This window comes from Sphingobacterium haloxyli (genome assembly GCF_002980525.1).
Taxonomy (GTDB): domain Bacteria; phylum Bacteroidota; class Bacteroidia; order Sphingobacteriales; family Sphingobacteriaceae; genus Sphingobacterium; species Sphingobacterium haloxyli.
In genome coordinates this window covers 193272-214918 of sequence record NZ_PVBQ01000006.1, presented here as the reverse complement: position 1 = coordinate 214918, position 21647 = coordinate 193272, and the positions used below count along the sequence as shown (strand labels likewise).

The following is a 21647-nucleotide window of genomic DNA, read 5'->3' as shown; positions in this document are numbered from 1 at the left end:
CTGTACTAGTTTTTACGTAAATTTACGTCATTCAAAGCTACGATGAGGAGAGTGGAAGAAAAGACAGGCACAGATTAAATCTAACCGACAGTTCTGGATTCCAAAGATCGAACGCAACATGCAGAAGGACGAACTGGCAAACCGTGCACTACGGAATATGGGCTACACGGTGTTCCCCTTCTGGTCGCAGGATATCCTGAAAAACCTACCGAAGGTGATCAACCAGATTGAGCTGTTCTTGAAGACAAGGAGGGTGTTTAGGTAATGCTTCACGTAACCTGTGCCACCATAGACCATGGTAACAAGGTCTTATTATGCCAACGCTCCCAACGGATGAAGTTGCCACTGAGATGAGAATTCCCGCTCCGCCTCTACCCTTTCCTTTGTAAATGGGCTGGCGGTTCGCTGGTTGTTGCCGAACACACGCAAGCTATCTGGGTAGACAAAAGTGTACTAAAACACCACGACTGGGCGGAAGCGGATGTGCCTATTGCCAGGGAAATAGCTGAACTATGATTCCCTTAACCGTTTAAGCGTATCTAAAAGTAACCTTAAATACAATTACCGATGTCACCGGATAATCGATGTATATCGAACGAACGAATAATCTTGGTTAGTAATACTACGTATTGGGTCGCTCTCTTGTTAATATGTGTTAAATATACACCTACTAGAAACGAAATGGGTGCTTTAGTCGTTATATCTGTACTTCATAATTAGGTTTATAATTGGTTAGTTAGTTAAAAATCCTGAGGCTCCCCGCCTCAGGATTTTTTTATGGCGGCTCCTGCTCCTCTGTTATTAATAGCGTTTGTTTACACTTTGTATCATGCTGTTACCAATAAAAATTTAACCCCTTACCAGTGCCCACTCTGGATACTGATTATTGTATTGGGTGACCTTCTGGGATGACTCCTATATTGGGCTATTGGAAAAAATGGGGATGCGAGGTCGAAGCAAAGGGGGAATGTGGGTTGACTTGATCTCGTATAATTGGATAACTATCAGGTATGAATATTAACCTAAAATTGACGAAAAGGGTAACTGTCTTAAGAGACCGGCGCAATTTGTCTCTTATAGCTAGCATTTTCTCATTTACCGAAACAATCACTCAGACCAGTTACTGTACTAGAAAAGGTTAAAACATTTAACTGGCAAGATTTTCCAAAAAGAAATGGTTGGGAAGATGGTTTGGGGTATGATGATTTACTAAAACTAGTGAATTATTGGGAAGATATGTAAATTACCTGTTCCCGCGCAAAGTCTAGCTTGGGCTTAGTATATTAGCAAGCGGAATATTGATTTTGTATGAACTTGACAGAACTTTATAATAACCTATATAAAAGATCGATTGACGACATCCGAAATGGAAACAATACAATAGATTGGTTAATAGACGACAAAAATGATAAAAGACGAGGCCTAACAGTCTTGATCAGACCCAACGATAACGTTATGGAAGCGATTGCTCGCTTTCAGCATGAGTTGATGCTTATCGATAAAGAGCAGTATTATCAACCGCTGGCAGATATGCACATAACCGTGCTATCCATTATTTCGTGTGACGACGGTTTTGATCTTGGGCAAATAGATACCTCAAAATATATCCGTCTCTTTGAGGAAAGTGCCAAAAACATAATGGATATTGGTCTACACTTTCAGGGTATATCTACTTCTCCTGAGGCAGTGATGATCCAAGGGTTTCCGCTGAGCGCAGGTCTTGAGAGATTCAGAAATCAGTTGAGAAAAAACTTTAAAGCTTCTGCATTACAGCAGACGATCGACGAAAGGTATAGGTTAATTACTGCGCATATTACGGCCGTCCGGTTCCGGAAGCAAATAAGGGTACCCCAGGAGTTTGCAGAACGGTTGGAAAGCTACAGAGATGTTGATTTTGGTTCTTTTAAGCCGAAGGAGATCGAGCTCGTGTACAACGACTGGTATCAAAAGAACCATATTGTAAAAACACTTCATAAAATCTCGCTACAATAAATTCAACTAATTGCTGTCAGGGCTACTGCAAAACCTGATGTGACTTCTGGAAGCTAGGGAAAGGTACCTTCCCTTGGATAAATAAATTACAAATGTTAAATAAAATCGCAAAACATGATCATAATTTAGGTTAATAATTGGTTAATTAGTTAAAAATCCTGAAGCTCTCCGCTTCAGGATTTTTTTTTTAAAAGACCATTTCAGCGCTTCTGTTTCCTTTTGCTGCAAGTTTTGTGAACGGAATAAGAAAGATTGACGGAGATAATGAAAGCTATCTTAGCGGCATGCTTAATAAGCAAAACCATTACTTGCCATATGACAATTTAATATTCGGCTTTACTGGATAATTTAGCCTAAAATGAATATGAAATGGAAACAATATTTGACAAAGATGTTCGAGGTCAATTAATAGATAGAATTGGACAAATCAATGAATTCCAAAAACCTGAATGGGGAAAAATGAATCTAATCCAGATGCTCAAACATAATACATACTGGAATCGATGGATTTTGGGAAAAGACAATCACTCGTATAAACAAGTGTTCTTGGGTAAATTATTTGGAAAAATAGCACTGAAAAGGATGATAAAGAACGGAAAGCCTTTTGATAAAAATATTCCTACCTCTGACCAATTCAAAGTAAAAGAATCAACTGGAGATATCGAATCCGAAAAAGCAGACTGGATTTTATTGATTAACGAATATGAAACCTTTAGTCATCCGGAGTTTATACACGATTTCTTTGGTAAAATGACAAATGAGCATATCGGTATATTAGTTTACAAACATACTGACCATCATTTGAGGCAATTTGGTGTATAATATTAAAAAGTGAAAAAATTTTATAGTAAAATATGAATATGGAACTAAAGGTCTATCGAAAACACCCATGCTATTACGTCCGAGCAGATAGGGCATCTAATTGGGCTGGAACGTAAAGACGTGGCTCGGCTGATGGACCCCATACGACTAATTGCCTTTATCGAAGAAAAAGGTGTTGAGCTCGAACGTACCATAGAGAGCTAAGATAAAACGCAATATGCAGAAGGATGAACTCGCAAAGCGCGCCCTGCGGAACATGGTACTGAGGTTCCCTACTGCAGATTAGAATCGTTTGACAAGTAATAGTGACCCAGTGTCTCGAGATCAGTTGGAAGATCGTTCGACAAGATATTTGAAGATATATAATATATTTTAATTCATTTAAGAATATGATTTATAGTTAGTTGAACTTGTAAAGTGCATGAAATTTAGATTGTAATTCTTGCAATTTATCTTCTTGTCTCGTATCTTTGTATAAACATAACTGATAAAGGAGGTCTTGCTATGAATAGAGTAGTTGAATTGAAGCAACAATTAAAGCGGGGTAAAGTATATCGTAGAGAAGATTTGTCTAAATATTCTAATGCGGTGGATAGGCATTTGGCACAATTGGTCACAGAAGGAGTGCTTGAAAAGATAGCACAAGGAATGTATTATTACCCCAAGCAAACAGTATTTGGACCGGTACCTCCTGAGGATGAAGTGTTGGTACGAAGCTTTCTTAAAGATGATCGTTTTTTATTAACGTCGCCTAATAGTTATAACGCATTGCATTTGGGTACTACTCAGCTATATAATAGACGGGTCGTATATAATCACAAGCGCCATGGGGAAGTCGATTTAAATGGGAAGAAGTTTTTCTTTCACAAAACACCCTATTTTCCCCAAAAGGTTACTTCCGAATTTCTTTTGGTTGATTTGATTAATCACCTTGATACATTGGCAGAAGATCGGGAAATGGTTTTAAAAAACGCTTTCACCAAGGCAAAGGCTATGGACCTTCATAAATTGAGGCTTGCAGTAGGGCGTTACGGACATACGAAGACGAAAAAATTATTTGAGCCGGTTTTGGAACAAATGAAATCGAAGGTATATGTTAACTAACTATCTGCATGAGCGCAAAGATTTTCCAGATCTTTTACGGTTACTCGAACAGGAGACAGGAATATTCGCGTACCTAATCGAGAAAGACTATTGGATTATGCACGTACTGTATGGTCTAAAGAAGATGGGATTGAAATTTGAACTAAAAGGGGGAACATCGCTCTCTAAAGGACATCAAATTATCCATCGTTTTTCAGAAGATATCGATATCCACATCCATCCGCCACAAGAGTTGAATGTCAACACAAATCCAAAGAAAATCAAACCTAATCAAATCAAAAGCCGCAAAGAATACTATGACTGGCTAGCCGAAAACCTGAATTTGATGAGCTATTGGGGAGAATAGCTCAGTATATTGGTAGATTATAATATCAGATTAATCCTCATCATTATTAATGGTACTTTCGTTCCATCATTTAAACCCTGGGGAACGAAGCGATAAATTTTTCAGGCTCAGAATTACTTTGATGGTAGCAGCTCTGTACATGGTATCTTCCTTGACGAGGATAGCATCGCAGAAGGGTATGAACCCCTGTCAAAAGAGCATGCCGCCATCTGCGTTTTTGTCGTGGTGATGCGGAGTCGTGAGGGTTGGGATGGCAATATGGGCGTATGATGTAAATTTGTGCTATGCAAAGCTACGATGAGAAGGAATACAGAATAAAGGTTCCGCGTTTTGAGGAATCGGCAGGCTTCTATACCAGTAAGCAGCGTAGCTTTAATATGTCCCGCATCAAAGGAAAGCACTCGAAGCCCGAAATGATGCTGCGGCGCGCGCTCTGGGCAAAAAACATCCGCTTCCGTCTGCACGACAAAAGCCTACCGGGTTCTCCCGACATTGTTATCAAGAAATACAAGCTTGCCATCTTTGTAGATGGGGAGTTCTGGCACGGCTTCCAGTGGAAGAAAAGACAGGCACAGATTAAATCCAACCGCCAGTTCTGGATTCCGAAGATTGAACACAACATGCAGAAGGACGAACTGACAAACCGCGCCCTGCGGAACATGGGATACACGGTGTTCCGCTCTGCCTCTACCCTTTCGCTTGTAAATGGACTGGCGGTTCTTTGGCTATTGCCGAACACGCGCAAGCTATCTGGGTTGATAAACGTGAACTACAAGATTACGACTGGGCGGAAGCGGATTTACCGATTGTTAGGGAATTACTGGATATAAGATAAAGCTCTTGTTAATATGTGTTAAATATACACTTACTAGAAACGAAATAAGTGCTTTAGTCGTTATATTTGTACTTCATAATTTAGGTTTATAATTGGTTAGTTAGTTAAAAATCCTGAAGCTCCCCGCTTCAGGATTTTTTTGTTGTTATTTCAGTTCTTCTATTTCTTCAACCGTAAGTTTTGTAAATTTTGCTATTTGATCTACGGCAATGCCATCTTTTTTCATATCACGGGCAATAGCAATGGCACCTTCTTTCCGACCTTCTGCTCGGCCTCGCTCTCTCGCCTTTTTCTGCTCCAAAATGGCCGTCTGTCGGATTGACTCCGCGTCCCACTTATTCTTCAAACTTGCATCGTACATATCGCGTTCCTCCTTGTTTAGTTTACTGTATGCTGCAATGGCGAACAGCTTCTCAAAAACTGGCTTTCGGATATAGGTAGGCAGCTTATCCATCTTGGACATGTTCTTCAGAACATGTAGCCACCTGTCAAGATCAACGGCCAGTTCCTGTTCGCCTTTGGTAAAATTAACCAATTCTATGTAAATAAACCCAAGATGTTCGTAAAAAACTTCGCCTGAATCTCTGTTACATAGACAGATGTCATGGAGGTAGTCCGTGCTACTGTTGCCGTCAGGCATGGGAAAACCGTCCAGCAGCACGATCACATAGACCTCGCTGATTGTATAGCCCCATCCGCGTCGGTTACCTTTGGGTGCCTGGTCTGCAATCAGTTTGCTGCCGTAGTACAGCATCCGCTTTTTTAGATTCGTCTGCGGGGTCCGCTGGACCTCGATAATGAACTGTTCGCCGTCGCTTGCCGTGCACGTCAGGTCAAAAATTACCGTGCCGACTTCTTCGGTGTCCCCTACGTGTTCGTTCTTGTTGTAATAGAGGTCCTCGATGACCTTCCGCCCCCGGAACAGCTCATTGAGAAAGGAGATCAATAGATCTTTGTTCGCCTCGGTCCCGAAAATGCGCTTAAAACCAAAGTCGGTCGTCGGATCAATAAATACAGGTGTTGCGCCTTGCTTCATAATGATTAAAGTTTGATGTACATAATTCTGATAACTGTGAAGCAAAATTAGGTAGTCCCAAATCTGAAAGCCGGTAAACAAACGCTTATAGTCGCTTATAAGCGTTTAAAAACGGCTATGGATTGTCGGGGCAGAGGACTTCCTGTACAGCAACCTGGACAACAACGACCGTGCGGGCAAAAAGGAATATATCAAGTTCCTAAAGGCCAACAAAGATATGCAGTACAACTGCGAGAGCAGCTACGAAATATTATCGCAGGACGGAAAGGTATGCCTAGCCAAAGCAACGATGGCATTCGATAATTTTACCCGTTAAGCAAGGTGGAAACCACCTATCCGTAATAGACTTTTGTTTAGTGGGGACATGTTGTGAAATATTTCCCGATGTTTAGTTTACCAATTGTCCCCATAGGACGAATTTAAAAAATGTAAACAGGGAAACATAAAATAATATACATTTGAACTATGATTATCGATCCCAACGACTTGAGTGAATTTGATGATACACCTGATGAGAATTTATTAGGACTCTCCTATCGGGATTTACTGGCACTACAGATATTTCCTTTTGCACAGACTTCACCACTGAAAATCAGAAAGTATATCCCAGTGGAGGTGCTGGACAAGCTGCCTTTCTTCAGGCTATGTGAAGATTTACTGACGGTAGTTGCCCGTGAAAAAAGCCTTAAGCTCACACCCAAAGGTAGCCTTCCTTTGAAGTTCGTTAGAGAATTATACGAGAATAGCGCCATTCCAGATGAAGCTATTGAACTGGGGATCAGTAAAAGCTTCAGGGAAAATGAAATTATATCGATATATGCTGCGCGACAGGTTTGCACCTTGGCAGGGCTCATTAAGAAAAGAAATAACGCGTTAAGCCTCACCATAAAGGGACAAAAATTACGAACAGACCGAAGTGCACTTTTTGCCAAGATTCTGTACGCCCATGTGTGGGATTTTGATACCTGGCAATTTGATGGATATCCTGATCGTGCAACTGGCATGGGAAACCATATTATCTGGTATATGCTACTCAAATACGGCCAGGAAGAGAGATCTACGATGTTTTATGCAGATAACTACCTGTCGTTTTTCCCCGAACTGATCGATGCCTTCGGAAGTGATTACGCTCCTCCAATCTTACAGTTTTTGAGATGCTTCGAAGTTAGGGTGTTCTACCGTTTTAATGACTGGTGGGGATTTACGGAAACGACCAACAATAGGCATTCCGAAGCCAATACCACGAAAACAACATCGCTATTACCGGCTGTTTTAGAGTTTGCTCGACGAGGTTCTTAACGGCCTCCATACCAAATTGCTTAACTCCGGAATCTAACGAAGCATCCAACCGACAGTTCTGGATCCGAAAATAGAACGCAGCATGCATTTACCGATTGTTAGGGAACTATTAGATATTGGGCCGGGCTCTTGTTAACATCTGTTAAATGCACAATTAATAAAAACGAAATGGATGCTTCAGTCGTTATATTTGTAATTCATAATTTAGGTTTATAATTGGTTAGTTAGTTAAAAATCCTGAAGCTCTCCGCTTCAGGATTTTTTTGTTCATAACCGGCGCAAGTTGTCGCGCTAGCGAACAGCTCTCATTAAAGACAAAGCAGTACGCTGATCGACCTCTGCCCCATTCTATATTTCGATCACATAAGAAGTCATGCTCTTAATGATTATGCCCGTCGTATTTTTAAATTCATACAAATCTGCAAAAGCATATTGTTTGCCGTCGTTCATTTTCATGATACCGTTCACGGCACCTTCCTTGCCGTGTGTGGCTGGGTATATTTGGTCCGCAGGGATCCTTATTTCCATTTGAGCTGGTGATGCACCGACAACATCGCGTGATTCGTTCCCCTTGCTTTTCCTATGTTTTGGTACATATATCCCATCTGCACTCCTACAGCATCAGATATTCTATAACCTATACCAAGATATGCTCGGTTTCTGTCAAAAAAATCCATAGTGCCATCGTCCGATAGGTTTAGGAAGATTTCATTGTATAGTGCAGCGTACCATCCCTTTGCCCCCATCCCATACTGTGTAAATGGAATATCAGCAAAGAGGCAATAGCGAAAACGTCCTGAGAAATCCTTATTTTCTACAAAACGTTCCTCCAGCCGAATCCGATGTCTGATGTTACTGCGCATCAAATTATGTGAAAAAAGCGCTTCCTGATAAATTCTGTTTTCATGAAAAGGTTCATTCGGGCTTCCAGGCAGTTCGCTATATATAAACCCGTATCCAATTGTCGTTAATAGGTAGGGTTTGACTCGATACTGGAGTCCCACACGAAGAAGCGTCTGGTTGTGATCCCCCATCAACTGATGGTCCCGTAACTGGAGTTCATGATGGATCGCAAATTTAGTCGCTTTTATCTTAGTTTGGCCAAAATACATAAGCCAGCCCTGTGGGTCTTTTTGTGCGAAAGAGAACGATGTTAGAAATACACCGATTAAGGTTAAGAATAATAGTCTCATCCAATAAAAATAGTGGATATATTCAAAAAACCTGTCCACTGTAGAGTAACAAAAACGTGAAGATCTAACTGGAAAATAGTGAATTTATTAAATCCAACCGTCAGCTTTGGATTCCGAAAATTGAACGCAACATGCAGAAGGACGAACTGGTGAACCGCGCACTACGGAATATGGGCTACACGGTGTTCCCCTTCTGGTCGCAGGATATCCTGAAAAACCTACCGAAGGTGATCAACCAGATTGAGCTGTTCTTGGAAACGAGGAGGGTGTTTAGGTAATGCTTCACGTAACCTGTGTCATCATAGAACATGATAATAAATTCTTAATCTGTCAACGCTCTGCTTCCATGAAGCTTCCGCTGAAATGGGAATTTCCGCTCCGCCTCTACCCTTTCCTCTGTAAATGGACTGGAGGTTTGCTGGCTATTGCCGAACACGCACAAGCCATCTGGGTTGATAAAAGCGAATTACAGGGCTACGATTGGGCAGAAGCGGATTTACCGATTGTTAGGGAATTATTGGATATAAGATAAAGCTCTTGTTAATATGTGTTAAATATACACTTACTAGAAACGAAATAAGTGCTTTAGTCGTTATATTTGTACTTCATAATTTAGGTTTATAATTGGTTAGTTAGTTAAAAATCCTGAAGCTCCCCGCTTCAGGATTTTTTTATGGCAGCTCTACTCCTCGCCTCTTGGACGTGTCCCGGAAGGATATAAAACTAAAAATATTTCGATGCCGCGGCATAATTGGGCAGAAGTCTTTCTTCCTGAGTTTGGTTGGCTGATAGTTGACGCGAGGAAGTCTTCTTTCCAGCAATGAGATAACGACTATGTAAAGCTATCGCAAGCAGGAGCAGTTTGTTTTTCAAAGTTGTTTTCGTATTTTTGATATATAACCAACTATAATATGCCATGGCTAAGAATAAAACAATAAACGTCAAAGGGGTTGATATACTATTGTATCAAAACAATGATGAAGATTTCATTTCTCTTACTGATATCGCAAGACATAAAGACGCTTTACATACGGACTCTATCATTCAAAATTGGATGAGAAATCGTAATACCATTGAGTTGTTGGGTTTTTGGGAAACGATTTACAATACAGATTTTAAACCCCTCGAATTCGAGGGGTTTAGAAAACAAGCCGGATTGAACAGCTTTGTAATGACTCCCAAACGATGGATTGAAAGCACAAACGCCATAGGCATAGTTTCAAAATCTGGTAGATACGGAGGAACATTTGCTCACAAGGATATTGCCCTAGAATTCGCAGCATGGATTTCCATTGAGTTTAAATTGTATGTCATCAAAGAGTTCCAACGCCTTAAAGACGAGGAAAACGACCGATTAAAACTGGACTGGAATCTACAACGGACATTGGCTAAAGTCAATTATCACATCCATACCGATGCTATCAAAGAAAACTTGATACCAAAGGAAATCACAAAACAACAGGCTGGATTTGTCTATGCTACCGAAGCGGATCCGCTTCTACCCTTTTCTTTGTAAATGGACAGGAGGTTCCGCGGCGCTGTGTCTTACTTCCAAATATATCAGAAGCAAGAAGATGAGCAAGTTCTTATTTGGATGTAAGGTGGAAACCAGCTATCCATCATAGCTTTTTTGTTTAAAAAGATCAAACACACCTTCCCGTTCCAATATCCAAAGACCGACGCGGTCACCTGATACGCCGTCCTGAAGCTGATAATCGAAGCTAAAGTTGTTATCACGAATGCTCGTCTTTAAGTGTTTGAAAGAAATACTTTCAGCGTCTGCGAGTTCATCGGCGATTTCTAATATATGTGTAGATACAATAAAAAACGAGGTTTTGATCGGGAGCAGCGCTTGTATAATACGGAGCGAACCGTCGTATGCATCTTTTACATTTGTGCTTTTAAAAAGTTCGTCAAAAATAGCTAATATGCGCCCTGATCCAGAGAGTTTCTCTCCTACCAGCTTTATTCTTTTTACTTCGCTATAAAAATGGCTGTAACCGCTACGCAGATTATCGGGAAGATTGATAGCGGTTACCATACCTTCCAGAACGGAAGTCTTCATCGATATTGCCGGTACTGGAAAACCCAAGTGCGCAAGATAAACCGCAATGCCAACAGCTTTCATTAACGTAGATTTTCCGGACATATTGGCTCCAGTGACGAACAGAATATGCTGGGAAGAATCTAACGCTACATCGTTCGCTACCGGATCCTTTAATAACGGATGAAATAGCCCTCTCAGGTCGAGTTGGATAGATTTTGCATCGGAGTATTGCGGAAAAGTAAAATCTGATTCCTGAGCGGTTATAGCGATAGAACGGTATGCATCTGATTGATAGAGAAAATTTAACAGGGACCTGATTTCCTCATGATATCGCTTCCGAATCAAAAAGTAAACTTTTTCGGTGGTATACTTTCCTAACTTTTGTAAAGGTCGTTCTATACCTTGTGCGAGTAAGGGATTTTCCATGATTTTTTCCAGATGCTTTTTCGCATCCCGAATCAATGGTATATCGGTTTCCGTTTGATATTTGTTAATGATATTGCTGAGAATATGCAGATTCGAAAATAAGTCTTTTGCTCCTTGTGTTTTAACATAGGACATCTCATCAGGTCTAAAAAACTGTTGGAAGGTGTTCTTTAGCATCGTAAATGCGGAAAAAGTTTGTGGCTGATTTAGCTTTTTCAGATAATGCTCCACGAAATCGACAGACTCCCGGTTGAATTCGATATGCCCGCAGTCCATAAAAAAACGAATAGTTGCTTGCCTACGCTTGATTTCCTCAAGGTTTGTTATTGGATCTCTGAAAATATCAAATAATGCCTCCTCACCTCCTTTGGTGATCGTCTGATTGAAAAAGTCGAAAACGCCGTCGCCGTCTTTATCGAGCAGGTGCAAATCTGTTAGTGTATCTCGATCTATATAAAAGTTGCTCATCAAAGGTTTTTAAAGTTCATGCGCTATTTCGTGAAATTACGAAAAATCACACAGTTGTTCCTTAGATCTAGAGAAATTCAAGCCGGGCACTTTGTTATTTCTTTTTTCCAAAGGTCGACTTCGATAAACTGGATCTTAAGAAATGTATCCACATCGGTTACGGTCATATGCGAAGCAAGTTCAACCGGAGATGCGAAGGTCTTGCCAAGCAATGCGTTTCTTAATTCATCTACTGTCATTATGCAAATGTAGTATATTTGTAATGTGAAAGAAAAACGAATATCGATACGCGGTAAATCCACAACAATACGATATATAGTCGTCGATAACGGCGGCTTGGTGTATGCTCGCGTAACGTGGGATAAGGGTACCGAAACGCTATTTTACAAAGGGATGTACAACAAACCCGAATGGTTTGCGAAGGGAATTCCAGCCGACCTTATCATGATGCTATCGCCTATATTTGACCAGGAGCAGCCACTAAAGATTGAGCAGGAAACAAATCACGGGCATGTGCCTTAATAGGCTGCTGAATTTCGGGTTTATTGGTATATACGGTCCTGGAAAGGCACCGAATTAAACCTAAAAGAAGAAAGGAACGTTAGTAGTCTTGAAGCTTACACCGAGAAAAAGGAAGAGATGATCAGATCTGCTGCTACTTTTTTACCAGGCAAAAAAAATAAAGTCTATACGAAGACCTCTACCTATAAAAGAGAAATACAGTTATTTTTTATGCCAGACCTTTTGTGAAGACAAGAAAGAATTGATCGAGATATTCTCGAAAGACAAACGTTTGAATAAATGGAGATTGATTTTAAAGATATAAGCTATTTACAAAAAGGGAATGCAAGACAACGTAGCGCCTACGATGTCATAACGAAATATCAAATTCTCGAAAAACTGAAAAGCTACCGCCCCCTTGTTGTTGGAACGATTCCTATCAATATTGATATTGAAAGAAGTGATCTGGATATTATCTTACAAACAGAAAATTTTGAGTCGTTGGAAAAGCTATTGATCCGACTGTTTGCAACGCATACAAAGTTCGCCATAAGACATACTGACAAAAATCTGGTTTGCAACTTCGAAATCGATAACCTTCCTCTGGAGATCTACGCTTCAACTACGGAGACAGAGAAACAGACAGGATATCTACATATGGTTAAGGAGCATCAAATTATCAAGTCAAAAGATGAAAAATTCATCGAGAAAATAAGAGATCTGAAAAGAAGGGGTAGAAAAACCGAACCCGCCTTTTGTGAATTGTTGGGGATAAGCGGAAATCCATACGTCGAGATATTCAACTATAAAATTATATAGGTTTATAATTGGTTAGTTAGTTAAAAATCCTGAAGCTCCCCGCTTCTGGATTTTTTTGTTATTATTTTAATTCTTCTATTTCTTTAACGGTAAGTTTTGTAAATTTTGCTATCTGTTCTACGGCAATGCCCTCTTTTTTCATATCACGGGCAATAGCAATGACACCTTCTTTCCGACCTTCTGCTCGGCCTTCTGCCCGCCCATCTTCAAGCCCCCGCTCTCTCGCCTTTTTCTGCTCCAAAATGGCCGTTTGGCGGATTGACTCCGCATCCCACTTATTCTTTAGACTTGCATCGTACATATCGCGTTCCTCCTTGTTTAGTTTACTGTATGCTGCAATGGCAAATAACTTTTCAAAAACCGGCTTCCGGAGGTAGGTGGGCAGCTTATCCATTTTGGACATGTTCTTCGGAACATGCAGCCACCTGTTCAGATCAACGGCCAGTTCCTGTTCGCCTTTGGTAAAATTAATCAATTCCACATAAATAAATCCAAGATGTTCGTTCTTGTTGTAATAGAGATCTTCGATCAGCTTCCGTCCCTGGAATAGCATTTATCGTTCACCGATTTTTTCACCCCGGTTACCGAGAAATGCGGGAGCTTGGTCTAATCGTTATTCGGTAAATCCGCATGCTGTCATACCTTTGAAATATCAAATAGGAAATAGAAAAATAATATACATAACACATTAAAAACTACAGATATGAAACCGACATTGAAAACGACATGGAGAACTATCGCAGCAGCATTGATCATGGTAACATCCCTAAGCTCCTTTGCTTCGGAAAAGGCCAACCCTTTGAAAGACGTGGAATCGGCCATGATTCTGAATACGTACCTGGAAGCGGTTACCGTGGGCAGCATCGACCTGAACAAATTCCTTTTTGCAGAGGATTTCCAGTACCGCAACTTGAACAACAGCGACCGTGCGGGCAAAAAAGAATACATCAAGTTCCTAAAGACTAACAAAGGTATGCAGTACAACTGCGAGAGCAGCTACGAAATATTATCGCAGGATGGAAAGGTATGCGTGGCCAAGGCAACGATGGCCTTCGATAAGTTTACGCGCGTAGATTACATCACGCTGAACCAAGGAAAAGACGGCTGGAAGGTAAGTAAGGTGGAAACGACTTATCCTTAGAATACTTTAAATTTTTGTTTCAATATGGGACATGTTGTGAAATATTTCCCGATGTTTAGTTTAGTTAGGAAGCTGTCTCAAAAGTAATGAGACGGCTTTGTTGTTTAATTTATTTGACTTTTGATAGATGCCTTGGTTTGGAAGCATTCTTTGATTTTAGGGAGGTTCGTCAGGGGAGCCTGGGGGCAACAGGTATTTTACCCGCCCTACAAGCGGGGTGGTATGCTTGAGCTGAACTCAAGGTTATATTTTACGGGATTTTCTGTTAACTTTGTAAGAACAACAATTAATTGGTAAATCCACCTACAGTATGAAGCATAACATCTCCAAACCGAGCCTGTTTGATATCCGCCCGTGCGTTGAGGCTGAAAACAATGGGAAAACAACTGCATAATGAGTGTTTTCAATATCGTTATAGCACTGTTGTCGATTTTCAGTATTATCCTGCTGTCCATTACATTCTTCATTCCTTCTGATTCGGAAGTGTATCGCTTGATTGGATACTTCGATTTTTCGCTATGCGCGATATTTTTAATCGATTTCTTTCGGCAGCTCTTTCGGGCCGAACGTCGGTGGCGGTACTTATACACCACAGGCTGGTTGGACTTGTTGTCGTCGATCCCGATGGTTTCCGAATTTAGGTATATCCGGATTTTCAGGGTTTTTAGGGTCTTGCGCATCATCAAGTCGTTTACATTGTTGCTGACGTTTATCCGGGAAAACCGGGCAGCGACCTTATATGGCTTCGTTGTGTTTATATCGTATACTACACTTGTGTTGGCCACCACAGGGGTGTTGTATGTGGAGAAAGACGTAGGTAACATCCAGACCGCGGAAGATGCATTATGGTGGAGTTACATTACCATCACGACCGTAGGCTACGGCGATTATTATCCGGTTACCTCAGGCGGTAAGGTATTGGCCTCCATCCTTATTTTTTGTGGCATCGCTACGTTTGGCACGGCAATATCATACATCAATGAAAAGGTCGAATCCTTCAAACGGGAATAGCAGCTGTAAACTACCTACTCACGATCTTTTTAGTTACAACTGGTTGAAAAAGAGATCCCTGTTGCATAGACAGATGTCATGGAGGTATTCAGTGCTGGCTCTGCTATCAGGCATCGAAAATCCGTCCATCAGCACGATTACATAGACCTCGCTGATCGTATAGCCCCATTCGCGTCGGTTACCTTTGGGTGCCTGGTCTGCAATCAGTTTGCTGCCGTAGTACAACATACGCTTTTTTAGATTCGTCTGCGGGGTCCGCTGTACCTCGATTATGAACTGTTCGCCGTCGCTTGCCGTACACGTCAGGTCAAAAATGACCGTACCGACTTCTTCGGTATCGCCCACGTGTTCGTTCTTGTTGTAATAGAGGTCCTCGATAAGCTTCCGTCCCCGGAACAGCTCATTGAGAAAGGAGATCAATAGATCCTTGCAGGACGGTAGTAGGGCTGTCTGTTTAATACATAAAACCAAAAAGCCAAACGGGAATAATATTACCAAAACCTATTTCTATCCCGTCTTTCGCTACGAACGCATTTTCTGTACTAAGAATCTGTTTTTTGGTTTTGTTTTTACCTCCTATTTCAAATGTATAGCTTTTGTCGATCACAAAATCTGCAGTTTCAGAAAGATTTATTTCGTGCAATCCCTTGAATTGGTTGAGGAAAAATGTTTCTCTTACATTCCCTATATTTGTATTATCTTTTGCAAGTGCATACATCAGGTTGCTATTGTTTAGGTATAGCTTTTCGGGTTTCGTAAGTACGCCGATGCCGGAATTATCTCTGTATAGTTCATTTACTAATCCGGCACGTTCTAATATTTTTATGCTTTGCACCAACATGTTTCGGGATACGCCTATTTTATCACTCAATTTTGTAATATTCGGCGTAAAGGGAACACTTGAAGCTATGGTTATAAGGAGTTTTTTCAGCTTTAGTAACGTCTCGTATTGAAGTTCTTCAACTGCATTGATGTCTATCTCAATAATAAGATTAATGGTATTTTGTAATTTTTGGATGTATACGTTTTCGTTTTCTTTGTAATAAGGATAAACGCCTATTTTTAGGTATTTTTCAAATAAAGGGATGGGTTTTATTTCAGCCAATATTTGGGTTGCAATACGATTATGATCATCCAAAATTTCGGTAAACGAATAGGCCGAAAAAGTCTTCTTCGTTTCAAATAATACAAATTCTCTGAAGGACAATTCTTTCAAGTAGTACGCAATGGCTCTTCTGCTCAAATCAGACTCCGACTTATAAATTTCAAGCATAGAAGATGAAGTAAAAATAAGGTTGAGTTCGGGAAAATTGTCATAGATCAGTTTTATTTCCCTAGACCAGTTCGGATATTTATGCACCTCATCTAATAATAAATGAGTGCCTCCAAATTGTGAAAACTGTTTCGCTAACTCATAAAGTTTGTTATCAAAGAAATAAATATGATCTAAACTCACATACAACGTAGATTTTACCGGTAAATGCAGCTTTGCCACTTGCAGAAGTAGTGTGGTTTTTCCAGAACCTCTTGCACCTTTTATTGCAATCAGTCGGTTATTCAAATCTATTTGATGTACAAGATAACGTTGTATCTCGAGTGATATTTGGGATATTTTCAATTGAAATTCCAACAATAAGCTTTCCATATTTGCTTTTTATAAAAAGCAAATATACATCATTTATGTTAAATGAAAAAAGCAATTTTATGTAATTTATGCTTTATTCATGAAGCGATTGCTATTTCGAAGTTTGACTGTTCAACATCCCTAAGCTCCTTTGCTTCGGAGAAAACCAACCCATTGAAAGATGTTAAATCGGAGATGATTATTCATACATATCTAGAAGCCCTTACCTTAGGCAGCATCGACCTAAACATTGATCACATAAGAAGTCATGGTCTTAATGGTTGTGCTCGTCGTATTTTTGAATTCATAAAAATCTGCAAAAGCATACTGTTTGCCGTCTTTCATTTTCATGATACCGTTCACAGAACCTTCCTTGCCGTGTGTTACCACTTTCTCTATGGTTATTTCGGCAACCTCTTTCTTTTTCATCTCGTTGATCGCTTTGGAGAAGCTGTCTTTTCCTTCAATAGTTCGTTCGCCCATCACCGCCCAAACGATATCATCTGTCACTTGGGCAATAATAAAATTAGCATCTCCCTTTCCGAAAGCTATATTAAAATCTCGGAGAAACGTGCGTTTTGGAGAATGTCCACAGTCTGTTTTTACATTTATTTTAACCGTCGCATATAGTTTACATATTCTAAGATCGATCCCAAGTTAACGATTTCTGCAGCTGTATAACTTTTCATTGGTCAAGAAATCTGTTGCAATACGGAACATGTCGTGAGATGCTTGAGTTAAAGCACCTATTGTTAGGGAATTATTACTCACTGGCGGTCACTTGTTAAGATGTGTTAAAATGCTGTTATAAAATTAAGAAAGGCACACGAATTGATAGTATTTCAGTAATTCATAATTTAGGTTAATAATTGGTTAGTTAGTAAAAATCCTGAAGCTCCCCGCTTCAGGATTTTTTTGTTATTATTTCAGTTCTTCTATTTCTTCAGCAGATAAACCGGTAGCTTGGGCGATATCTTCCAAAGCTATATTCATCTTTTTCAGTTTTAAAGCAATGGAAAGAGCGCCTTCTTTTCTGCCTTCTTTTCTGCCTTCTTCCCGACCCTCGTCAAGACCTTGCTTTCTCGCCTTTTTCTGCTCCAAAATGGCCGTCTGGCGGATCGACTCCGCATCCCACTTGTTCTTTAAACTTGCATTGTACATATCACGTTCCTCCTTATTTAACTTAGTATATGCCGCAATGGCAAAAAGTTTCTCAAAAACTGGCTTCCGTAGGTACATGGGCAGCTTATCCATCTTGGACATGTCCTTCAGAACATGCAGCCACCTGTCCAGATCAACGGCCAGTTCCTGTTCGCCTTTGGTAAAATTAATCAATTCAACATAAATAAACCCAAGATGTTCGTAAAAAACTTCGCCAGAATCTCTGTTACATAGACAGATGTCATGGAGGTACTCACTGCTGCCACTGCTATCGGGCATGGGAAAGCCATCCATCAGTACGATCACATAGACCTCACTGATCGTATAGCCCCATCCTCTTCTGTTCCCTTTGGGCGCCTGGTCTGCGATCAGTTTGCTCCCGTAGTACAGCATACGTTTTTTTAGATTCGTCTGCGGGGTTCGCTGTACCTCGATAATAAACTGTTCGCCGTCGCTGGCCGTACACGTCAGGTCAAAAATGACCGTACCGACCTCATCGGTATCGCCTACATGTTCGTTCTTGTTGTAATAGAGGTCCTCGATGACCTTCCGTCCCTGGAATAGCTCGTTGAGAAAGGAGATCAATAGATCCTTGTTCGTCTCGGTTCCGAATATACGCTTAAAACCGAAGTCGGTCGTCGGATCGATAAATACAGGTGTTGCGCCTTGCTTCATAATGATTAAAGTTTGATGTACATAATTCTGATAACTGTGAAGCAAAATTAGGTAGTCCCAAATCTGAAAGCCGGTAAACAAACGCTTATAGTCGTTTATAAACGTTTAAAAACGGCTATGGATTGTCTCGGGGCAAGCGTTCTGTGCGAGAAAAGGCAGATGCGCTGGTAGGATAAGCTGTAAACTAAAATCAACTGTGACGGGTTCAGTCAAAACATTCCAAGATCAGATGTGTTTACATGATAGTAAATTATCACTTAATATGATACTAAAAAATTGGATTCAAGAGTTTGAGCAAGAATCAGAAAATACGCGTAAACTGCTTCAGTCCGTACCACAGAAGGATCTTAATTACCGGCCATCCGATATCTCGTGGACAATGGGCGAACTTGCACAACATATCGCTACCATATACTATTGGTACGTAGGAACGCTCACACAGGACGTCTATGATGTTGCAAGCGATTATCTAGAACGAGGCAGTCCGAGCGACATAAACGCAACATTGACACTCTTTGAAGATAATGTACAAAAAGCAAGGCAGGCGTTAACATCACTCACGGAAGAGCAGCTTTCAGACGAATGGACGATGAAAGCTGGAGGTAAAGTTGTTCTTGGGCCCATGCCTCGTGGAATAGTCGCTAGGAGCTTCCTTTTTAACCACCTCTATCATCATCGAGGAGAAATGATCGTGTATCTGCGCGCTACGGGCAATAAGGTTCCGGGGCTATACGGACCGACTTATGAAAACAGTATAGCTTAGGAATTGATTAAGCCTACAACACTTCGGTGACGGCTAATCCTTTGAAAAACGTCGAATCAGGCATGGTAACAGCCACCGCAGAAACTTTTGTCATCTTTGCCCATTTTGAAGAAGTCAGATTTCTTTCAAAGTTATTTTTAGGGGAGTTATATATTAATATTTTACACTTGTAAGATCTGGTCTTTTCTGATCCAAGATCCGGCGTGGTCGTTCAATATAAGGGTGTTTTTTCTTAGCTGCGTTATTGTAGCTGCTCTCTATGGTGCAGCCACGGCCTCAAAAAGTATCCTTTTGAAACAGGGGATCCCTGCAATCTTAGCGTTAATTTTTGTTCTATTAGCTAGACCCATATAATGATGTCAACATCTGTAAGAATGCGTAGCGCCCATATGTTAAGAGGTATTATTTATAATTGGTTAGTTAGTTAATATGATATAATAGAGCCCTTCGGGGTTCAACATAAATAAACCTAAGATGTTCGAAAAAGACTTCGCCTGAATCTCTGTTACATAATGGGGCGATTATCTGCTAACAAAAATTTATACCTTAGTAGTTTCACGAACGAAAAAAATAAAGCTAAAAACAGCATCGCAGTAACCAATGAAAATAGAAAATATAAAAACGTTTGACGGTCAACATTGCGAAACGACAGCAACAGGAACTCTGTTAAGCCAACTCGGTATTGAACTTTCTGAGCCGATGCTTTTCGGACTTGGCGAAGGACTAGGTTTCATTTTTTGGAATATGAAAACAATGAGTTTCCCTTTTATAGGTGGACGAATCAAAACTGACCTTCTAACTCAAAATATTGCGAGAAATCTAAATCTTGAATTAACCGTTAAAGAAACTACATCGAAGCAAAAAGCGTGGACCAATGTAAAGGAACTTCTTGACAGCGGGCAAGCGGTTGGGCTAAAATTAGACTGTTTCCATCTAGACTATTTTTCACGACCATTTCATTTCGCAGGACACTATACAGCAATTTACGGCTATAATAACGAAGACGCCTTTTTGGTGGACACAAAGCAACAAGGCGGTCAAGTAAAAACGAGTTTGAAAAGTTTGGAATTGGCAAGGGCCGAAAAAGGCCCAATGTCTTCAAGAAATTTGTACTATACGCTGAGTAAGACTGATAAGAAAACGGATTTAGAGGCTTCGATTATTATGGCAGTTAGAAATAATGCGACTGACTATCTTAATCCACCGATAACGAACATAGGCTACAAAGGTATCGTAAAAACAAGCAGAGAAATAGTCAAATGGTTTAAACATAGCGAAGACATTGAAAACGAGTTCAAGACATCTGCAATGATGATGGAAAAAGCGGGAACTGGCGGAGCATTATTCCGAAATTTATATCGTGATTTTTTGAAAGAAAGTTACGACCTGCTGAAAATAAGCGAATTAAAAGAAGGACACAAAGCATTTGTAGAGATTGCAGAACTTTGGACTTCGGTTGCGCAACTATTTGAAAGAGTAAGCCAAACCAAAGGCTTTAAGTACATCCAACAAGCATCTGACATTCTAAAAGCCATATCCGACAAAGAAAAAAGAACAATGGAAATGTTGGAGGGAATAAAGCCAAGCCGCTTGAAACTTTAAATTCATAAATGATAATATTTATAGTAGCCTCGCCTTGCGTCATTAATTTCATTTCCTGTCTTATGCGAAGTCGATTAAAAATGAATACACGTAAAATTGTAATGCAATAAACGATGTATGATAACAAGAGCAACTCAAATAACACTCCTGGTCAAGGATGTAGAAAAAGTGAAAAAATTTTATAGTAAAATATGAATATGGAACTAAAAGTAGTTTTTCAAGAAATAACCGACGATTTCATTGCAGTAATGGAGATGTTGGATGAAAATGAACTCAATACGAAGCCTACGAATAGAGGCTGGTCTCCTGGACAGATTGGTGACCATATATACAGATCCTATGCTTCTGCGGAAACAATGGTCGGACGTACAGAGTTGACTGTCCGCGAGCCTGATGAAAAGATACAATCCATCAAAGAGGTTTTTACGGACTTTACGATACAGATGGAATCGCCTATCGAGATATTACCATCGGAGCAGCGCCTTGACAAATCGGTTTTGCTATTGAATTTGCGAGATCGTATCGCACAGATTAAAGAAATTATCCATACAAGGGACCTTTCCAAAACCTGTCTCGATTTTGTTATCCCTGAATACGGTGCGTTTACTCGGTTGGAATGGGCTTGGTTTAACACCTACCATACACAACGGCATTTACATCAGTTAAAAAACACTATTAACGCTATCCCTGTATAATACAGGGAACTACTCCGTTCTCCCTACCTCCTCTTTTTCGTAGAAGCTAATCCTTGATTTGCATACAACTTTCAGGGCTTTGCATAC

The 21647-nt window shown here is 40.3% G+C and carries 28 protein-coding genes; 18 read left to right on the top strand and 10 right to left on the bottom strand.

Translation table 11 applies throughout. The annotated features are described in order from the left end of the window. Positions 1-118: 118 nt before the first annotated feature. The 6 genes from C5745_RS09840 to C5745_RS09810 all read left to right on the top strand — a co-directional run bounded on the left by C5745_RS09840 (position 119) and on the right by C5745_RS09810 (position 5094). Entirely contained in the window at positions 119-265 is a 147-nt protein-coding gene (locus C5745_RS09840; RefSeq protein WP_105716824.1) for a DUF559 domain-containing protein, read from the top strand. A 1043-nt stretch (positions 266-1308) separates the two neighbouring features. After that, positions 1309-1992, top strand: a complete 684-nt coding sequence (locus C5745_RS09830; protein ID WP_105716823.1) for a 2'-5' RNA ligase family protein — start codon at positions 1309-1311, stop codon at positions 1990-1992. A gap of 369 nt (positions 1993-2361) precedes the next feature. Beyond that, positions 2362-2814: a hypothetical protein gene (locus tag C5745_RS09825; RefSeq protein ID WP_105716822.1), complete on the top strand. Its 453-nt coding sequence runs from the start codon at positions 2362-2364 to the stop codon at positions 2812-2814. A gap of 504 nt (positions 2815-3318) precedes the next feature. Then, positions 3319-3918, top strand: coding sequence for a DUF6088 family protein (locus C5745_RS09820; RefSeq protein WP_105716821.1), 600 nt, complete (start codon positions 3319-3321; stop codon positions 3916-3918). Then, on the top strand, positions 3908-4264 hold the full coding sequence (locus C5745_RS09815) for a nucleotidyl transferase AbiEii/AbiGii toxin family protein (RefSeq protein ID WP_105716820.1): 357 nt from the start codon (positions 3908-3910) through the stop codon (positions 4262-4264). Before C5745_RS09820 ends, C5745_RS09815 begins: the two co-directional genes overlap by 11 nt. A 284-nt stretch (positions 4265-4548) precedes the next feature. Next, entirely contained in the window at positions 4549-5094 is a 546-nt protein-coding gene (locus C5745_RS09810) for a very short patch repair endonuclease (protein WP_105716819.1), read from the top strand. Between the two features lie 150 nt (positions 5095-5244). On the opposite strand, the gene C5745_RS09805 is transcribed toward C5745_RS09810, so the two are convergent. Next, positions 5245-6135, bottom strand: a complete 891-nt coding sequence (locus C5745_RS09805) for an Rpn family recombination-promoting nuclease/putative transposase (protein WP_105716926.1) — start codon at positions 6133-6135, stop codon at positions 5245-5247. A gap of 465 nt (positions 6136-6600) precedes the next feature. On the opposite strand from C5745_RS09805, the gene C5745_RS09800 reads away from it, so the two are divergent. After that, positions 6601-7434, top strand: coding sequence for a hypothetical protein (locus C5745_RS09800; RefSeq protein WP_105716818.1), 834 nt, complete (start codon positions 6601-6603; stop codon positions 7432-7434). A 348-nt stretch (positions 7435-7782) separates the two neighbouring features. On the opposite strand, the gene C5745_RS09795 is transcribed toward C5745_RS09800, so the two are convergent. Both C5745_RS09795 and C5745_RS09790 read right to left on the bottom strand, forming a co-directional pair. Continuing rightward, positions 7783-7962, bottom strand: coding sequence for a hypothetical protein (locus C5745_RS09795; RefSeq protein ID WP_207795765.1), 180 nt, complete (start codon positions 7960-7962; stop codon positions 7783-7785). Then, positions 7953-8627, bottom strand: coding sequence for a DUF2490 domain-containing protein (locus tag C5745_RS09790; RefSeq protein ID WP_105716817.1), 675 nt, complete (start codon positions 8625-8627; stop codon positions 7953-7955). Before C5745_RS09790 ends, C5745_RS09795 begins: the two co-directional genes overlap by 10 nt. A 131-nt stretch (positions 8628-8758) precedes the next feature. On the opposite strand from C5745_RS09790, the gene C5745_RS09785 reads away from it, so the two are divergent. The 3 genes from C5745_RS09785 (at position 8759) to C5745_RS09770 (ending at position 10143) form a co-directional block, all read left to right on the top strand. Continuing rightward, positions 8759-8905, top strand: coding sequence for a DUF559 domain-containing protein (locus C5745_RS09785; RefSeq protein WP_105716816.1), 147 nt, complete (start codon positions 8759-8761; stop codon positions 8903-8905). 68 nt (positions 8906-8973) lie between these two features. Continuing rightward, complete coding sequence (locus tag C5745_RS09780; protein ID WP_243403300.1) at positions 8974-9159, top strand: NUDIX hydrolase; 186 nt, start codon at positions 8974-8976, stop codon at positions 9157-9159. 384 nt (positions 9160-9543) lie between these two features. Continuing rightward, positions 9544-10143, top strand: a complete 600-nt coding sequence (locus tag C5745_RS09770) for a KilA-N domain-containing protein (protein ID WP_207795764.1) — start codon at positions 9544-9546, stop codon at positions 10141-10143. 96 nt (positions 10144-10239) lie between these two features. On the opposite strand, the gene C5745_RS09765 is transcribed toward C5745_RS09770, so the two are convergent. Together C5745_RS09765 and C5745_RS20215 are read right to left on the bottom strand one after the other, a co-directional pair. Beyond that, positions 10240-11568 (bottom strand): MutS-related protein, encoded by a 1329-nt coding sequence (locus C5745_RS09765; RefSeq protein WP_105716813.1) that lies wholly within the window; start codon positions 11566-11568, stop codon positions 10240-10242. Positions 11569-11645: 77 nt separating this feature from the next. Continuing rightward, on the bottom strand, positions 11646-11807 hold the full coding sequence (locus C5745_RS20215) for a DUF6965 family protein (protein WP_165793059.1): 162 nt from the start codon (positions 11805-11807) through the stop codon (positions 11646-11648). A 25-nt stretch (positions 11808-11832) separates the two neighbouring features. On the opposite strand from C5745_RS20215, the gene C5745_RS09760 reads away from it, so the two are divergent. Then, positions 11833-12090 carry a hypothetical protein gene (locus C5745_RS09760; protein ID WP_105716812.1) on the top strand — a complete coding sequence of 86 codons (258 nt, stop codon included), beginning with the start codon at positions 11833-11835 and terminating at the stop codon, positions 12088-12090. A 279-nt stretch (positions 12091-12369) separates the two neighbouring features. Further along, entirely contained in the window at positions 12370-12888 is a 519-nt protein-coding gene (locus C5745_RS09755; protein ID WP_105716811.1) for a DUF4269 domain-containing protein, read from the top strand. Positions 12889-12949: 61 nt separating this feature from the next. Here C5745_RS09755 and C5745_RS09750 read toward each other — a convergent pair whose 3' ends face one another. Beyond that, on the bottom strand, positions 12950-13441 hold the full coding sequence (locus C5745_RS09750) for a PD-(D/E)XK nuclease family transposase (protein WP_105716810.1): 492 nt from the start codon (positions 13439-13441) through the stop codon (positions 12950-12952). 150 nt (positions 13442-13591) lie between these two features. Here C5745_RS09750 and C5745_RS09745 point away from each other — a divergent pair, with 150 nt between their 5' ends. Together C5745_RS09745 and C5745_RS09740 are read left to right on the top strand one after the other, a co-directional pair. Then, positions 13592-14029, top strand: coding sequence for a nuclear transport factor 2 family protein (locus C5745_RS09745; protein ID WP_243403299.1), 438 nt, complete (start codon positions 13592-13594; stop codon positions 14027-14029). 393 nt (positions 14030-14422) lie between these two features. Continuing rightward, a complete protein-coding gene (locus tag C5745_RS09740) occupies positions 14423-15040 on the top strand; it encodes a potassium channel family protein (RefSeq protein WP_207795763.1) in 618 nt (205 codons plus the stop codon). 33 nt (positions 15041-15073) lie between these two features. On the opposite strand, the gene C5745_RS09735 is transcribed toward C5745_RS09740, so the two are convergent. The 4 genes from C5745_RS09735 to C5745_RS09720 all read right to left on the bottom strand — a co-directional run bounded on the left by C5745_RS09735 (position 15074) and on the right by C5745_RS09720 (position 18500). Continuing rightward, the gene (locus C5745_RS09735) at positions 15074-15538 is read right to left on the bottom strand and encodes a PD-(D/E)XK nuclease family transposase (RefSeq protein ID WP_105716808.1); all 465 of its coding nucleotides are present in this window, start codon (positions 15536-15538) and stop codon (positions 15074-15076) included. Continuing rightward, positions 15495-16685, bottom strand: a complete 1191-nt coding sequence (locus C5745_RS09730; RefSeq protein WP_105716807.1) for an ATP-binding protein — start codon at positions 16683-16685, stop codon at positions 15495-15497. Before C5745_RS09730 ends, C5745_RS09735 begins: the two co-directional genes overlap by 44 nt. 222 nt (positions 16686-16907) lie before the next feature. Then, positions 16908-17216, bottom strand: a complete 309-nt coding sequence (locus C5745_RS09725; RefSeq protein ID WP_262508126.1) for a nuclear transport factor 2 family protein — start codon at positions 17214-17216, stop codon at positions 16908-16910. 369 nt (positions 17217-17585) lie between these two features. Continuing rightward, the gene (locus tag C5745_RS09720; protein WP_105716924.1) at positions 17586-18500 is read right to left on the bottom strand and encodes an Rpn family recombination-promoting nuclease/putative transposase; all 915 of its coding nucleotides are present in this window, start codon (positions 18498-18500) and stop codon (positions 17586-17588) included. Positions 18501-18762: 262 nt separating this feature from the next. Between C5745_RS09720 and C5745_RS09715 the strand changes: the two genes are divergently transcribed. The 4 genes from C5745_RS09715 to C5745_RS09700 all read left to right on the top strand — a co-directional run bounded on the left by C5745_RS09715 (position 18763) and on the right by C5745_RS09700 (position 21560). After that, positions 18763-19263, top strand: a complete 501-nt coding sequence (locus C5745_RS09715; RefSeq protein ID WP_105716805.1) for a DinB family protein — start codon at positions 18763-18765, stop codon at positions 19261-19263. A 150-nt stretch (positions 19264-19413) separates the two neighbouring features. Next, positions 19414-19617, top strand: a complete 204-nt coding sequence (locus C5745_RS20615) for a DUF1304 domain-containing protein (protein WP_105716804.1) — start codon at positions 19414-19416, stop codon at positions 19615-19617. Positions 19618-19863: 246 nt separating this feature from the next. Continuing rightward, entirely contained in the window at positions 19864-20865 is a 1002-nt protein-coding gene (locus tag C5745_RS09705) for a BtrH N-terminal domain-containing protein (RefSeq protein ID WP_105716803.1), read from the top strand. A 191-nt stretch (positions 20866-21056) separates the two neighbouring features. Beyond that, positions 21057-21560, top strand: coding sequence for a DinB family protein (locus C5745_RS09700; protein WP_105716802.1), 504 nt, complete (start codon positions 21057-21059; stop codon positions 21558-21560). Positions 21561-21647 lie beyond the last annotated feature (87 nt).

Excerpts from the sequence above, each read along its gene's own strand:
- C5745_RS09720 (WP_105716924.1), bottom strand. The coding sequence starts at position 18,500 with ATGAAGCAAGGCGCAACACCTGTATTTATCGATCCGACGACCGACTTC.
- C5745_RS09755 (WP_105716811.1), top strand. The coding sequence starts at position 12,370 with ATGGAGATTGATTTTAAAGATATAAGCTATTTACAAAAAGGGAATGCA.
- C5745_RS09830 (WP_105716823.1), top strand. The coding sequence starts at position 1,309 with ATGAACTTGACAGAACTTTATAATAACCTATATAAAAGATCGATTGAC.
- C5745_RS09810 (WP_105716819.1), top strand. The coding sequence starts at position 4,549 with ATGCAAAGCTACGATGAGAAGGAATACAGAATAAAGGTTCCGCGTTTT.
- C5745_RS09765 (WP_105716813.1), bottom strand. The coding sequence starts at position 11,568 with ATGAGCAACTTTTATATAGATCGAGATACACTAACAGATTTGCACCTG.
- C5745_RS09700 (WP_105716802.1), top strand. The coding sequence starts at position 21,057 with ATGAATATGGAACTAAAAGTAGTTTTTCAAGAAATAACCGACGATTTC.
- C5745_RS09715 (WP_105716805.1), top strand. The coding sequence starts at position 18,763 with ATGATACTAAAAAATTGGATTCAAGAGTTTGAGCAAGAATCAGAAAAT.
- C5745_RS09840 (WP_105716824.1), top strand. The coding sequence starts at position 119 with ATGCAGAAGGACGAACTGGCAAACCGTGCACTACGGAATATGGGCTAC.
- C5745_RS09740 (WP_207795763.1), top strand. The coding sequence starts at position 14,423 with ATGAGTGTTTTCAATATCGTTATAGCACTGTTGTCGATTTTCAGTATT.
- C5745_RS09785 (WP_105716816.1), top strand. The coding sequence starts at position 8,759 with ATGCAGAAGGACGAACTGGTGAACCGCGCACTACGGAATATGGGCTAC.
- C5745_RS09780 (WP_243403300.1), top strand. The coding sequence starts at position 8,974 with ATGAAGCTTCCGCTGAAATGGGAATTTCCGCTCCGCCTCTACCCTTTC.
- C5745_RS20215 (WP_165793059.1), bottom strand. The coding sequence starts at position 11,807 with ATGACAGTAGATGAATTAAGAAACGCATTGCTTGGCAAGACCTTCGCA.
- C5745_RS09770 (WP_207795764.1), top strand. The coding sequence starts at position 9,544 with ATGGCTAAGAATAAAACAATAAACGTCAAAGGGGTTGATATACTATTG.
- C5745_RS09705 (WP_105716803.1), top strand. The coding sequence starts at position 19,864 with ATGAAAATAGAAAATATAAAAACGTTTGACGGTCAACATTGCGAAACG.
- C5745_RS09750 (WP_105716810.1), bottom strand. The coding sequence starts at position 13,441 with ATGCTATTCCAGGGACGGAAGCTGATCGAAGATCTCTATTACAACAAG.
- C5745_RS09820 (WP_105716821.1), top strand. The coding sequence starts at position 3,319 with ATGAATAGAGTAGTTGAATTGAAGCAACAATTAAAGCGGGGTAAAGTA.
- C5745_RS09805 (WP_105716926.1), bottom strand. The coding sequence starts at position 6,135 with ATGAAGCAAGGCGCAACACCTGTATTTATTGATCCGACGACCGACTTT.
- C5745_RS09815 (WP_105716820.1), top strand. The coding sequence starts at position 3,908 with ATGTTAACTAACTATCTGCATGAGCGCAAAGATTTTCCAGATCTTTTA.
- C5745_RS09795 (WP_207795765.1), bottom strand. The coding sequence starts at position 7,962 with ATGGAAATAAGGATCCCTGCGGACCAAATATACCCAGCCACACACGGC.
- C5745_RS09790 (WP_105716817.1), bottom strand. The coding sequence starts at position 8,627 with ATGAGACTATTATTCTTAACCTTAATCGGTGTATTTCTAACATCGTTC.
- C5745_RS09800 (WP_105716818.1), top strand. The coding sequence starts at position 6,601 with ATGATTATCGATCCCAACGACTTGAGTGAATTTGATGATACACCTGAT.
- C5745_RS09745 (WP_243403299.1), top strand. The coding sequence starts at position 13,592 with ATGAAACCGACATTGAAAACGACATGGAGAACTATCGCAGCAGCATTG.
- C5745_RS09730 (WP_105716807.1), bottom strand. The coding sequence starts at position 16,685 with ATGGAAAGCTTATTGTTGGAATTTCAATTGAAAATATCCCAAATATCA.
- C5745_RS09825 (WP_105716822.1), top strand. The coding sequence starts at position 2,362 with ATGGAAACAATATTTGACAAAGATGTTCGAGGTCAATTAATAGATAGA.